This window comes from Bacillus sp. CCNWLW194 (genome assembly GCF_037120585.1).
Lineage (GTDB): Bacteria > Bacillota > Bacilli > Bacillales > Bacillaceae_G > Bacillus_A > Bacillus_A basilensis.
On sequence record NZ_JBBBBL010000003.1, the window covers coordinates 65,204 to 79,977 of the forward strand.

The 14,774-nt window shown below is 36.3% G+C and carries 12 protein-coding genes and 1 pseudogene; 3 read left to right on the forward strand and 10 right to left on the reverse strand.

Features of this window, described 5'->3' with window-relative positions; genetic code table 11:
- The 4 genes and pseudogenes from exsA to nadB all read right to left on the reverse strand — a co-directional run.
- Positions 1–905 (reverse strand): annotated as a pseudogene (exsA, locus tag V7S50_RS06810) (spore coat assembly protein ExsA); the annotation flags it as partial.
- 226 nt (positions 906–1,131) lie between these two features.
- A complete protein-coding gene (nadA, locus tag V7S50_RS06815; protein ID WP_242252629.1) occupies positions 1,132–2,238 on the reverse strand; it encodes a quinolinate synthase NadA in 1,107 nt (368 codons plus the stop codon).
- Positions 2,239–2,268: 30 nt separating this feature from the next.
- Positions 2,269–3,102, reverse strand: a complete 834-nt coding sequence (nadC, locus tag V7S50_RS06820) for a carboxylating nicotinate-nucleotide diphosphorylase (protein ID WP_242252628.1) — start codon at positions 3,100–3,102, stop codon at positions 2,269–2,271.
- Positions 3,103–3,121: 19 nt separating this feature from the next.
- The gene (nadB, locus tag V7S50_RS06825; RefSeq protein ID WP_242252627.1) at positions 3,122–4,651 is read right to left on the reverse strand and encodes an L-aspartate oxidase; all 1,530 of its coding nucleotides are present in this window, start codon (positions 4,649–4,651) and stop codon (positions 3,122–3,124) included.
- A 152-nt stretch (positions 4,652–4,803) separates the two neighbouring features.
- On the opposite strand from nadB, the gene V7S50_RS06830 reads away from it, so the two are divergent.
- From V7S50_RS06830 to V7S50_RS06840, 3 genes are all read left to right on the forward strand, one after another.
- The gene (locus V7S50_RS06830; protein WP_242252626.1) at positions 4,804–5,946 is read left to right on the forward strand and encodes an IscS subfamily cysteine desulfurase; all 1,143 of its coding nucleotides are present in this window, start codon (positions 4,804–4,806) and stop codon (positions 5,944–5,946) included.
- A complete protein-coding gene (locus V7S50_RS06835; RefSeq protein WP_000812240.1) occupies positions 5,946–6,488 on the forward strand; it encodes a transcription repressor NadR in 543 nt (180 codons plus the stop codon). Before V7S50_RS06830 ends, V7S50_RS06835 begins: the two co-directional genes overlap by 1 nt.
- Before the next feature lie 84 nt (positions 6,489–6,572).
- Positions 6,573–7,220 (forward strand): MOSC domain-containing protein, encoded by a 648-nt coding sequence (locus V7S50_RS06840; protein ID WP_063224849.1) that lies wholly within the window; start codon positions 6,573–6,575, stop codon positions 7,218–7,220.
- Between the two features lie 92 nt (positions 7,221–7,312).
- On the opposite strand, the gene pheA is transcribed toward V7S50_RS06840, so the two are convergent.
- The 6 genes from pheA to V7S50_RS06870 form a co-directional block, all read right to left on the reverse strand.
- Positions 7,313–8,164, reverse strand: coding sequence for a prephenate dehydratase (gene pheA / locus V7S50_RS06845; RefSeq protein WP_242252624.1), 852 nt, complete (start codon positions 8,162–8,164; stop codon positions 7,313–7,315).
- Positions 8,165–8,260: 96 nt separating this feature from the next.
- Positions 8,261–10,174 carry an ABC transporter permease gene (locus V7S50_RS06850; protein WP_242252622.1) on the reverse strand — a complete coding sequence of 638 codons (1,914 nt, stop codon included), beginning with the start codon at positions 10,172–10,174 and terminating at the stop codon, positions 8,261–8,263.
- 49 nt (positions 10,175–10,223) lie between these two features.
- Positions 10,224–12,146: an ABC transporter permease gene (locus V7S50_RS06855; RefSeq protein WP_242252621.1), complete on the reverse strand. Its 1,923-nt coding sequence runs from the start codon at positions 12,144–12,146 to the stop codon at positions 10,224–10,226.
- On the reverse strand, positions 12,121–12,897 hold the full coding sequence (locus V7S50_RS06860) for an ABC transporter ATP-binding protein (RefSeq protein ID WP_242252620.1): 777 nt from the start codon (positions 12,895–12,897) through the stop codon (positions 12,121–12,123). Before V7S50_RS06860 ends, V7S50_RS06855 begins: the two co-directional genes overlap by 26 nt.
- A 93-nt stretch (positions 12,898–12,990) precedes the next feature.
- Positions 12,991–14,073 carry a HAMP domain-containing histidine kinase gene (locus V7S50_RS06865; RefSeq protein WP_252209175.1) on the reverse strand — a complete coding sequence of 361 codons (1,083 nt, stop codon included), beginning with the start codon at positions 14,071–14,073 and terminating at the stop codon, positions 12,991–12,993.
- A complete protein-coding gene (locus V7S50_RS06870; protein WP_000276717.1) occupies positions 14,063–14,770 on the reverse strand; it encodes a response regulator transcription factor in 708 nt (235 codons plus the stop codon). Before V7S50_RS06870 ends, V7S50_RS06865 begins: the two co-directional genes overlap by 11 nt.
- Positions 14,771–14,774 lie beyond the last annotated feature (4 nt).

Sequence of the window (14,774 nt, forward strand, 5' to 3'; positions counted from 1 at the left end):
ACTATGTTCCCTACATTTTCTTTCTTTACTTGCGGTGACACTATGTTCCCTACATTTTCTTTCTTTACTTGCGGTGATACTATGTTCCCTACATTTTCTTTCTTTACTTGCGGTGACACTATGTTCCCTACATTTTCTTTCTTTACTTGCGGTGACACGATATTATCTTTTTTCGTTTGAGGAGAAATGATGTTATTAGGTTTCATTTTAGTAATTTGAGGAGCAATTAACTCGCTTCCTTTTTTAATGACGTCTGAAATTTTATATTCTTTTTTCGCTTTTATTGGTGGCTGCGGTGGCTGTGGTAACACATTCACCGAAAACTTCGTATTGTCTTTCTCTGCTGGTTTTTGTTTTTCTATAACAGGTGGTTTTTGAATAACAGACGGTTTTTCAACTGGTTTTTCTATTTGAATTGGTTTTTCTATTTGAATTGGCTTTTCTTTTTGCACTTCTTTTTGAGGCTTTACCTGTACTTCTTTTTGCGGTGTCACTTGCATTTCCTTCTGTGGTTTTACCTGTACTTCTTTTTGTGGTTTCACTTGCATTTCCTTCTGCGGTTTTACTTGCACTTCTTTTTGTGTTTGTTGCATAGCAGGCTGCTGTGTAATTGGAGCTGATTGATACGTAACTTCTTCTTCATCTTCTATTCCAAGCGGCGTTGGCGTTGCTGCAAATTCTTTTTGTTGCACTTCTTTTACGTATTGTTTTGGCGGTGCTGAGCCTGCACCAGCATGTTGTTTCACGTGAACGCCGTTTGATGGCACTTTAATTTTCATACCTGGCATGATTAAATCTGGATTACTAAGTTGTGTATTTGTTTGTTTCAGCGTATCAAAATCCACTCCGTACTTTTTCGCAATTTTCCAAAGGGTATCCCCTTTTTGCACGATATGAATTTTCAAATTTTCCCCCTCCTGTATAACTTATCTATAAGTAACAAATCTCATGAAGTAACTCTTTCTACATAACGTTAACTTCTTTTCACTTTCATCACTTCTTCAATTTTCAATATCATTTGAAGTGGAATAAGCATAAAAAAATCGCAATGATTTCTTCACAACAATGTATGCCCATTTCGTTCTCGTTATGATTATGTGTATGAAAAAAAGCAACGGGAATCCCGCTGCTTCATACACGCTCTAACATACGATTTAATGCAAGAACCGCTTCTTCAGTCACTTGTTTATCTACGCTAATAACGTTAATTTCTTCTCCTCTTTCTATCGTTTCAAGCGCCCATAATAAGTGCGGCAGATCAATTCGGTTCATCGTTAAACATGGACACATAAAGGGGTTAAGTGAAACAATCTCTTTATCTGGATGTTGTTGAATAATTCGGTTCACTAAATTCATTTCTGTACCAATCGCCCATTTACTTCCAGATGGAGCCGATTCAATCATATCAATAATATATTTCGTTGACCCTGCGTAATCCGAAGCTGCTACAACTTCGTAGCAACATTCCGGATGTACAATAATATTCATATCCGGATGATTCTTCCGTACATTTTCAATATTTTTCACTGTAAAGTTTTGATGAACCGAACAATGACCTTTCCATAAAATCACTTGAATTTCTTCTATATCTCCATCGTACTCTAATGAATCTGTATACGGGTCCCATACTGCCATTTTATCTAACGGGATGCCTAAATCGTAAGCTGTATTTCTCCCTAAATGTTGATCCGGTAAAAAGACAAGCCGTTCTTTTTGTGTAAACGCCCAAGATACCATTTGTTTTGCATTAGAAGAAGTTACTGTCGCTCCTCCATTGCGACCACAAAATGCTTTAATGGCAGCTGTAGAGTTGACATATGTTAATGGAATCATCGTATCTCCAAATAATTTCGTGAGCTCTTTCCACGCTCTTTCTGTTTGTTCGATATCTGCCATATCTGCCATCGAACAACCTGCGCGCATATCTGGCAAAATAACGATTTGATCAGCTGTCGTTAACATATCAGCTGTTTCTGCCATAAAGTGTACACCACAAAACACAATATATTTTGCTTCTTTATTGCTCGCTGCAACTTGCGCAAGCTGAAGTGAATCTCCTGCCGCATCAGAAAATTGTACCACTTCATCCTTTTGGTAATGATGTCCTGGAATAAATAATGCTCTTCCCATTTTTTCTTTAATTTCACGAACCCGCTTTTCCATAACTTCTGTTGACATCGTGTGATAACGCTCCGGTAACATCGTTTCAATCGGTTGCACTTTTTCTAAAATACTCATATTTCTTTCTCCCCCTCTAAGCCACTTTCCTTACGCCTCAATATTGAAACTAATATCAAGTGCTTTCACTGAATGTGTTAACGCTCCAAGTGAAATATAATCTACCCCTGTTTTTCCGTATTTCGATAAATCTTTAATTGTAATGCCTCCCGATGCTTCCGTAACGACGGCACTCGGTACAATCTTTGAAAACTCCCGAATCTCATCTGGCGTACGGTTATCAAACATAATAATATCCGCACCAGCAGCTACAGCCTCTCTCACTTGCTCCTCTGTTTCTGTTTCCACTTCCACTTTCACCATATGCCCTAATTTTTCTTTCACCGATGTAACAGCTTTCGTAATAGAACCAGCAAAAGCAATATGATTGTCTTTGATCATGACACCATCATATAAACCGAAACGGTGATTAAATCCGCCTCCGCATACGACTGCATACTTATCAAACATACGTAGCCCTGGCATCGTTTTTCGCGTATCACAAATTCGTGTATGGCTGCTATCTAAAGCAAGAACAGCTTTATGTGTCATTGTCGCTATCCCACTCATGCGCTGGATAACGTTTAATATAACGCGCTCTGCCGTTAATAACGATGCGATTGGGCCTTGGACAGTTGCGATTATTTCGCCTTTTTCTACAAGATCTCCATCTTTTTTATGAAGCTCCACTTCAATTCTCTCATCAATTAATTTAAACCCTTCTTCAATTACTAACCGTCCCGCAAAGACCCCTGTATCCTTCGCAAGAAACGTTCCTTTTGAAAGTAAATTATCTGGAAAAATAAGCTGAGATGTTACATCTCTTTCTCCTATATCTTCTAGAAAAAATCGATTTAACGCTTCTTTAACCTTTATCGTATTCATAAAGCCCCTCTTCCCCTCATTACACAAGTTGTAGTTTTCTTTTCACTCGAACGATCTCTTTTTTTACGCTATTTCTATCTGGATAATCACTTCGATAATGGCCACCAATGCTTTCTTCTCTTTGCAAAGCTGATACGACTATAAGCTCACAAACTGTTAACATATTAATAAGCGTTATCTCTTCATTTGTAAGAGCATCATGTTGTAATATCATATTTCGAACACCGTACTTACTAAGCCATCTCTTTGCATAAGATAAACTTTGCTCTGTTCGTACAATCCCAACATATTTCATCATGCATTCTTGTATTTCTTCTTTCGTCGGCAAATGATTCAGAACGATAAATTTCTTTTCCTTCTCAGCGAAGTTGTTCAATCTGTCTTTTGTCGCTTTAGTTAAAATATGTTGTCCTATCCTTTTTCCAAACACAAGACCTTCTAACAATGAATTACTTGCTAACCTATTTGCTCCATGAACACCATTACAAGCTACTTCACCGACTGCATATAAATTTGGAATGGACGTCTCTCCATCACAGTTCGTTTTCACACCGCCCATATGAAAATGAGCACCTGGTACGACTGGAATGCGTTTTTCATTTATATCAACACCATTCTTTTTACACAATGATGATACAGTCGGAAAACGTTCTTCGAAATTTTGGATAGACTCAATATTCAAATACACTTTTTCACCCGCCAACAGCTGTTCATGAATCGCTCTTGCCACTACATCACGCGGTGCGAGATCATAATCAGGGTGTATATCCATCATAAAACGCTGTCCTTTTCCATTTATAAGGACAGCTCCTTCACCGCGAACAGCTTCAGAAACGAGGCCACTGCATCGCTCGCTCGCATATAACATCGTCGGATGAAATTGTACAAACTCTAAATCTACGAGCTCCCCACCTGCGCGGTATACCATCGCAAGTCCATCACCCGTAATTGTCTTGTCATTAGAAGTAAAGGCATATAGACCGCCAATCCCTCCTGTTGCTAACACCGTATAATCTGCAACGTAACGCTTCAGCTTCCCTTCACTATTTCTTGTTAAAACTCCAACACATTTATCATTTTCTATAATAAAATCGAGCACCATTTCCTGTTCCACTACCGTAACGTGCGGCGCTACTTCTTGAATGAAATGCTCTAATAAATTCTTTCCTGTTGCATCGCCACCTGCATGTAAAATGCGACGCTTTCGATGTGCACCTTCTTTTCCAAGATGGGGACCTGTTTCATCTCCATCGAATTTCATTCCATTTTCAATGAGATTATTTATTTCTTTCGGCCCTTCCTCAACTAAATAACGGACCACGTCTTCATTGTTATAATGACATCCTGCTACTAACGTATCTTCCAAATGTTCATTTGGATTGTCATATGTAGCAACCGCTGCGGCAATTCCACCTTGCGCTAAATGTGTATTATTATTACGATTCGTTTCCTTTGTGATAATAATCACATTCTTTTCGTGACAAATCTCTTTCGCAACACGAAGTGCCGCAACACCACTTCCAATAATTAAGACATCTGCACTTGGCATAATTGTTGCCTCCTACTTTACACTTTTCAACTGTCTTGACACCTATATTTACATAGTTTTAAAATAATGACAAGAGTTTTTTTATAATTCTTATTTTCACTACCATTAAAAAAATAAAAGAAATGTAACTCTTACTAGAGAGAGGACCTTACATGATGATATATCTTGACTATGCAGCTACTACACCTATGAGTGAAGAAGCGTTACAAACATATATGAAAGCAGCATCGCAATACTTCGGAAATGAACAAAGTTTACATGATATTGGAGGAACAGCCTCTTCTTTATTACAAGTTTGCAGAAAAACATTTGCTGAAATGATTGGTGGAAAAGAACAAGGGGTATTCTTCACAAGCGGCGGCTCGGAATCCAACTACCTTGCGATTCAATCCCTTCTAAATGCCCGAAATAAGAAGCATATTATTACAACACCTATGGAACATGCATCCATTCGAAGTTATTTTCAATCTCTAAAATCACAAGGCTATACGATTACTGAAATTCCTGTTGATAAAAGTGGACTCATTCGTTTAGTAGATTTAGAAGCAGCTATTACAGAAGATACTGTTCTAGCAAGCATACAGCACGGAAACTCTGAAATTGGAACCGTTCAAAATATCACAGAGATTGGGAAACTCTTAAAAAAATATAACGTTTTATTCCATTCAGATTGTGTGCAAACATTTGGTAAACTTCCTATCCATGTTTTTGAGATGGGGATTGATAGTCTTTCTGTTTCAGCACATAAACTATACGGACCAAAAGGTGTTGGCGCTTGCTATATAAACCCGCAAGTTCGCTGGATACAAATTTTCCCAGGAACCTCTCACGAAAAAGGTTTTCGTCCAGGCACAGTAAACGTTCCTGGCATCGCATCTTTTTTAACGGCTGCTGAGAATATATTAAAAAATCAACAGGAAGAAAACTTACGTTTTAAGGCGTTACGATCCTACTTTTTAGAGCAATTACACACAATTCCGCTAGAAATTGAAGTAGAAGGTCATTCTACTTCTTGTTTACCACATATTATTGGGGTTACAATAAAAGGAATAGAAGGTCAGTATACAATGCTAGAATGTAATCGCCGCGGTATTGCCATTTCTACGGGAAGTGCTTGCCAAGTCGGTAAACAAGAACCTTCGAAAACAATGCTTGCAATTGGAAAAACGTATGAAGAGGCAAAACAATATGTTCGCTTCTCTTTCGGACAACAAACAACGAAAGATCAAATTGATACTACTATTCATGCACTACACACAATCGGAAATCAATTTTATAGAGGTGTTAAATCATAATGAAACAAAATGACCAAAAAAAGATTTTAGGTGAAGAAAGACGACAACTTATCCTTCAGTGGCTTCTTGCTGCAAATGAACCGTTATCGGGGAATGAACTATCTAAAAAGACGAACGTAAGTAGACAAGTTATTGTGCAAGATATTTCCTTGCTTAAAGCAAGAAACGAACCGATTATCGCGACTGCTCAAGGCTATTTATATTTAAAGCCACAAGAAAAGCAACAAGCTTTCGAACGCGTAATTGTATGCCAACATAAACCAGCAGAAGTACGTCAAGAACTTACAATGCTTGTTGACCACGGTGTTACGATTAAAGATGTAAAAGTTGAGCATCCTGTATACGGTGACTTAACAGCATCTATTATGGTAAGTAATCGCTTTGATGTAGAGCAATATTTACAAAAAATCGAAAACACAAATGCTTCCTATTTATCGCAATTAACAGATGGTATTCACTTACATACAATTGAAGCAGATTCAAAAGAAAAGTTAGATGCTGCTTGTGAGGCACTAGATAAAGCAGGGTTTCTCGTTTATTAATTAATGTAAAGCACAGGTTTTTTTATCATTCTCTGTGCTTTTTTAATGCTATAATACTGTAATCAATCGTAAAGGAGATCAACTATGGGAATTGAACTCGTTCACTTTAGCATTGGCAAACCGAAACAAATGAAATATAACGAAGATAAAGAAATGATTACTGGTATATGTAAAGAGCTTACAGAAGAAGCTTTCCTCTCAAAAGATGGCTTCATTGGTGATGATGTAGCAGATTTAAAACACCATGGGGGACCTGATCGCGCCGTTTGTGTGTACTCACACGAGCATTACGCACTATGGGAAGAGGAATTTCAAACTACGCTTCCAGCTTCCACATTCGGTGAAAACATTACTGTAACAAATATGTTAGAGCGTGATGTTTGCATCGGAGATACATATCAACTAGGTGAAGCAATCATTCAAGTGACACAAGCAAGAGTACCTTGCAGCACTATTTCAAAACGTCTCGGTATTCCTGGCATACTGCCTCGCATTGTAGCAACTGGATTTACTGGCTACCTATGCCGCGTTCTTCAGGAAGGTACTGTACGTAAAGATTCTAAAATTACATTACTAGATCGTCCATCAAACAATGTATCTGTTTTATTCTCTAACGAAATTTATTTTCATAATAGAAAAGATAAAGATGGCATTGAAAAGATTCTTGCTGTAAAAGAGCTAGCCGATATTTGGCGTGATCAGTTAGAGGATCGTCTTGCGAAGCTAAAATAAAGAATCCCACCATTATAGGTGGGATTTTATTTATCTATCAGACGGTCTAATAGCGACTGAAATTATATCGAATTAACTACTAATACTCCCCTTTACAACCAATAAGAAGAATAACTCCCCAGCACAGTAACAGAAAAGCCGAGTGCTTCGAGTTCCATCGTTACACCTGGCAACAATACATCATCGTACGCTTTATCAACATCGATTAAGAAAAAGTAATTTCCAAGACCTGTTTTCATCGGACGCGATTCGATTTTTGATAAGTTTAATTTTCTCCATGCGAAAGCTGATAACACTTGATATAGTGCCCCTGCATAATCAGCAGGTAACGTTATCATAAGCGTCGTTTTCTCTCCACGGTTTTCTCCGTTATTTGGGAGTACAGCTTTCTTTTTTTTATGCAGAACGAGGAAACGTGTATGATTGTTTTTATGCGTATGAATGCTACGTCTTACGATCGTTAATCCGTATTTTTCTGCAGCTGCTTCATTTGCAATGGCGGCAATTTTTTCTTCAGGATGTTCTTTCACATATTGCGCAGCGGCACTTGTTGACGTCATATCTCGGACGGTTACCCCTTTTAATTCTTCATTTAAAAACTTATGACATTGTGCAATAGCATGTGGATGCGAGTGCACTGCATATACTTCTTCCCACACTTCTGCATACTGCGGATGTACAAGTAAATGTTGCTGAATTGGTACTGTAATTTCTCCTACAATAGAAAGTGGTTGCTCATGCACAAGATAATCAACTGTTATATTCACTGAACCTTCTATGGCGTTTTCTAATGGTACCACCGCATAATCTACATTTCCATTTGCAGCTGCATCCATACAATCTGGAATCGTTCGATACGGTACATGCTCTGCTTCCGGAAAAAAACGACTCACCGCCATATTTGTAAATGTTGCTTCTGGTCCTAAATATCCTACTCGAATCATCGTCTTTTCCCCTCTTTTTCGTTTTCTTACTGTTATACCATACTTTTTTATATTCTTCTATGTAAATTTCGAATATTTAAAAAAGACTAGCATTCGCTAGTCTAAATGTTTTCTATATTCTCTTTGAGCAAAAAAGAAATAAATGATGCATGCAGCAATATAAAATAGAATAAACAAGCCTACTTTTCTTAATGAACCATCCATAAAGATTGTATTATGAAACGTATATAACGCAACTGCACTATGCATACTCCCTACTATAATTGGCGCAAAAAATAGCATACATAATTGCCAGCGAGAAATCTTCCATACTTCTTCCTTCGTCATTCCCAGTTTAGAGAGTGCCCCGTACTGCTTTCTATCCGTTGAAATATTATGAAACCATTTAAAATATACGATACTACATGATGTAAGGAAAAATAATATACTAATGAATGAGCCTATAAATCGCGTAATATCACCGAACGCTTTCATATTCACATAGAGTTCCATATTACTTCGAAATGCATTATTATCTTGTTTCATATGTTTCCGTAAATCTTCATTTAACTCTTTCGTATTTTCGATATTTAGTAATGTATAGCCTCTATATATCATTTTTTCAGAATCAGGAATCTGATTTGCTATACTGTCAAAGTCTTCATCATTCATGACGAAGAACAGACCATTAATATGCGAAGGATGATAGTTAAATTGTATCCCTTCCTTTTGACCATTAAATACGAACGAGTATGTTCGATTCATTACTTGGAATTGAATCTCTTTTTGATCATATATATTCGGATGATTGTATTTATTATAATAAACAAGTGTAACTGTTCCTTTTTTAGGATGATACGTTTTCTGTTTTTGTTTTCTTGCCTCTTGATTGTATTCACTTTCCTTTATAAGCGGCGTTACTTCTGTTTCCCCCTTATTGGACTGAAAAGATGCATACACTCCAACAAAACTCATATATTGAAAATCATCATACCCGTATTGGTGCAATAATTGTTCAACCGTACCTTCCGCAAAGACTTCATGAGAAGAAGTACCTTTTTCTATGTAAGAAAGTGAGTGCACTCCTTCGCCCCGCCACATATCTTGCATACCGGAAAAATATAAGAACACTGTACCTGTTGCCGTAACTACAAAAGTCGTTGCCATTGACATGAGAAAGAAAAAACGACCATTTTCTTTCATTCGATGTGACAATTGATTCACTATAAATAAATACGGATATGTATACATAATCTTTTTATTTCGTTTTATCATTTCTAATACTTGGGCAACTCCGTGTGTAAAAGAAAAGTATGTTCCGAAAAAGACAAGTATAGACACTGGAAAAAAGTATAACGCTATCGTCGTCGGCATCGCCGCTTGTAACGCTAACGTATATCCTACTCCTAAACAAATAAAGCCGAATATACAAAGCCACATTGATGTTTTCTTCTCTTTTTTATCTGTTCGAAATTCTTTCAATAACCGAATGATTTTTATATTCCATATACGTAAAGCACTTATAAAAGATAAGACAACAAATACGACCATATATGTAACAAGCGTTAATCCAATTGCTCTCACGTCAAAAATGACAGGGAGTTCTTTCGGAAGTTGAAGTAACATACTAAACACCATGAAGAAGAGCTTTAAGAAGATCATACCAAGCCCAATACCGAAAATATTAGCAAATATCCCGATCAACATTTGCTCGGTCATAATTACGCCAATTACGTTAGATTTCGTTGCTCCCATTAACATATATAATCCTAATTCTTTCTTACGTGCCTCTATGAAAATAGAAGTAGAGTACAAAATAAATATGACGAAAAAAGAAATGATAATAACATTACATATGATCAGTCCCCAGCGTACGTTTTGATACCACATCGTCTCCTGCATATACGGATGTACAATAACAGACATGTATGCAAAAGACGCAAATATTGCAAAACAACTACTTAAGAAAAATACTTTATAATTACGCCAATTTCCTTTTATATTTTGCTGCGCTAGTTGCCGAATGTTCATCTATCGTCCCCCTATAACTTACTACATAGGCAAAAAGCTAGAGGTTTCTCTAGCTTTGCACGTGTTTCAAATATCCTCTTTGTGCAATCATAAAGTAAATCGCAGAAGCTACAAAGTACGTTCCAATTACAATCGCACCTGATTTCCATAAATCAATATAAAGCATTTTCCCTAACGTATGAAGAGCAAATCCACTATGAATGGCACCGATTAAAATTGGGATAAAGAAGATAACACCCATTTGTCGAAGTGCAATTTTACGAATTTCTTTATCCGTCATACCAATTCTCTTTAACGATTTAAATTGAATACGATCTTGTTCTTTATCGTTAAACCATTTAAAGTACGTCATACTACAAGCAAAGAAGAAGAACAGTACAGCTACAAAAAAACCAATAAACATTGTAATTGCTCCTGATTCCCTTATATTTTTATAAGCGAACACCGAGTTATTTAATTCCTCTTGCTTATCTGGTGCAACTTCCTTTTTTAAATCTAACACAAGGTCTTCTGTACTTTTCCAGTCTTCTATATAATAACCGTAATATTTCGTCTTTTCTTCATCTGGTACGAGCTTTGCGTATTTCTCAAAATCTTGCTCATTTACAATGAGATATTCACTATCATTAAAAACAGAAAATGAAGTGGGCTCATTTAATTGAACAGACTGCGTTTGTCCGTTAATTTTAATTTCATACGGTTTCGTACGATCTATCTTCATCATATCGTTCGCCATATCCATTATGACCATCGTTGCACTACCTGGTGCATTATGAACTTCTCTAACTTGCTCTCTCTTTTGTTTACGTACTTCAGCGTTATATTCTTTTTCTGAAACAATCGCCATCGGCATCTCATGTTCACTGTTAAACATCGTGATTTTTTGAGTTCCAGGAAGTTTTACGTACGTTACTTCTCGCGCTTCTTCAAATCCGTGTTTTTTTATTAATTCTTTTGTTTTTCCTTCTTTGATGACATTATGCGTATGTATTCCCTTTTCCTCATACGAAATAGCATGCGGGGTACTAGTTACTGTCTTATAACTCATATCCTCAAAAAATACGTACAGTGTACCAACTGCTGAAGATACAACGGCCGTAATGATAGAAATTACAAATAGAAAACGAGCATTATCTTTCATTTTATAAATAAGGTTGCTAAGGACGAACATATTTGGGTATGTATAAAAAGATTTTTTTCGTTTTTGTAACGCCTTTAATACGACTGTACTACCTTGTGTAAACAGCAAATAAGTTCCGCCTATCGTCAGCCCTACAATCGGTAAAAACAGAATGATAAAATTCATAAATGTTACTTGGAAGCTAAGTACATATGCAACAATAATACATCCCATACCAACTACACATAACCATGTAAATGCAAAAGGTTCTACTTTTTGTTTTCTTGCTCCTCTTAATAAATCAATAATTTGCAAGCGTCCTACTGTCCAAACGCTAAACAATGATAAGATTAAAAATAGAATAAAGTATACACCTGCTGTAATCAAAACTGCTTTACTATTCCATACGAGTGGTAGTGTTTTATCTATTTTCAATATTACGCTTAATGCTTGGAAGAATAATTTTGAACAAAGCATGCCAAGCCCAATACCCACTACAATTGCAATACTGCCTAACATAAGTTGCTCTAATATAATCATTCGGCCAAGTTGAGATTTTGTTCCGCCTATTAATGTTAATAGACCAAACTCTTTTTTCCTTGCTCGCAAAAATGTTGAATTTGCATATAAAATAAAGAGTGCTGAGAAGATGACTACAATATAATTCATCGATTCTAACCCTTTTGAAATCATCTTCCTCATACTAATATTACCGCCTACAACATCTGGATGATAAATGAAGGAAGCATACATGAAAAATACGACTATCGATAAACAACTACTTATCAGAAACGCTTTATAATTACGCCAATTTCCTTTTACATTATTAAGCGCGAGCTGGCGAAAGTTCATGATATTCTCCTCCTAGCATCGCAAGTACGTCCAGAATTTCTTGGAAAAAGGCTTGTTTCGTTCTTCCTTTATGTATTTCTGAGAAAATCTCTCCATCACGTATGAAAAGAATACGTTCGCAATAACTCGCCGCTACTGGATCATGCGTAACCATTGCAATTGTCACTTTCTTTTGTTCATGTAAGTCTTGCAACGCACTCATTAATGATTTTGCCGACTTAGAATCTAAATTTCCTGTTGGCTCATCCGCTAAAATTAACGTTGGCTCATGAATGATTGCTCTCGCTGCCGCTGCACGTTGTTGTTGCCCGCCTGATACTTCGTATACTTTTTTATTTAATATTTCTTCGATGTTTAAAAACTTCGCAATTTCCATTACTTTCGCATCGATTTCATTTACAGATTTTTTCGCCATTACAAGTGGTAAAATAATATTTTCTTTAATCGATAACGTATCAAGTAAGTTAAAATCTTGGAAAATGAATCCTAAATGTGTACGGCGAAATTCCGCTAATTTTGCAGCACGCATTTGATTAATTTCTTCTCCATTTACAAGCACATGACCTGAGGTTTGTTTATCGATTGTTGCTAATAAATTTAAAAGCGTTGTTTTCCCGCTTCCTGAAGGACCCATAATTCCTACAAATTCGCCTTCTTCTATTTTAAAATTTATATCGTTTAAAGCAGTCGTCGCTACTGAACCTTTCGATTGATACACCTTCGTTAATCCCTTTACTTCAAGAACACTCATTTCTAATCCCCCTATGTGTTTTCTTCTTACATTTACTATAAGAAAAATAAGAAAAAGAAACGAGTGATTTCCCTTACAAAACGTTTTGTTATCTTACAGTTTTGTCATTTTTCTCATTAATGTATGATATTCTTCATCTTTTGCAAATTGGAACGTGAACGTTGTCCCTTCCCCTTCAGCCGATTGTACATAAATACCGTGATGTAAATTATCGCAAATTTCCTTCGTAATATATAAACCCATTCCAGTCGCTTCTCTCGTTTTACGGCCATTTATCCCCGTAAAGAATGGATCAAATATACGCTTTACATCTTGCTCTGGAATACCGATTCCATTGTCCTTAATATGTAATAATACCTTTTGATCTTTCTCTTCAATTTGAAATTGAATTTCCTTTTTCTCTGCTTCCGAAATTTTTGTATACTTAATCGCATTTATAACAATTTGCCCTATAGCAATACTTAGCCATTTTCTATCAGATGCAACCATACAAGTATCTTCTTCAAACATTACTTTTGGAAATACAGACGATTGAATGAAGGATTTTCGATTTTCATTAATAATACCTCGAATGATATCTATCACATTTACTACTTCTACTTTATAATCTTTCGCAAATTGCTCTAACCTTGCCATATGTAACGCTAAATCTAAACCATTAAGTATGCGGTTATTTTCTTCGCGGATACTTTCAACGGTTGCTCTTGCTTCACGATACTCTTTACCAAACTTCTGTAATAGTAATTCAATAACAGATACCGGTGTTTTCATTTGATGAATCCATTGATTCATAAATATCATTTGCTGTTGTTCTTTTGCATGTTGTTTATGAACTTCATTCATATATTGCTGTCTTAATAACGTAAACGATTCAACGACCATCTCTTGCTCTGCCGTATAAGAAGTATCAATAAGTAAGGAATCATGTAATGTATTTCCGCCAATAACATACTTTTCGATCCTCTTTAAAAACACACTCCGTTTTCGGTAATCGTAAATGAGATATACAGTAAAAACAACTGTCCCTAATAAAAGTCCGTATAACCATGTACTCCAATCAATAGATCGCTTTTCTAAAAGACTTTGCAACTGCAAAACGAGCCCAAATAAACAAAGGCTAACAATATAAGAAAGAATTAAAGAAAAACGATCCATGAGGTAATTTTTAACCTTCATGCCCTTCGCCCCACTCTGTAAGAAGCGCATAACCATATCCACGTTTCGTTACAATTGCATTTTTAATGCCTAACTCCTCTAGTTTCTTCCTTACACGTTTTACATTTACGGTTAATGTATTATCATCAACAAAAGCTACCTCATCCCAGAGGGCTTCTAACAATTCTTCGCGCGTTACATATTGATTTGCTTGTTTCATTAAACACTCTAATAAGTAAAATTCATTTTTTGTCAGTTCTGTTTGTTGCCCTTGCCACTCAACAACGTGCTGCGATGGGAATAACAACAATCCATTTACACCTAAACAATCACTTTCTGCTGCAGAAGCATACTCACCATATCCACGTCGAAGTGCACTTTTCACCTTAGCCATTACAATATCTAAATGGAATGGCTTCGTAATGTAATCATCTCCGCCATTCTCAATCGCCATTACTTGATCCATTTCCCCTGTTCTTGCAGAAACAAAAATAATTGGTGCATTCGATACAGTACGAATTTGACGACACCAATAAAATCCATCAAAATATGGTAAATTAATATCAAGTAACACGAGATGTGGATTTACTTTTACAAACTCATCCTTTATATGTCGTAAATCACTTGCTCTAAATGATTGATAGCCATACCTTTCTAAATGCTCTTCTAATATTCCTGCGATTTTTTCATCGTCTTCTACAATTAATATTTTATACATGTTC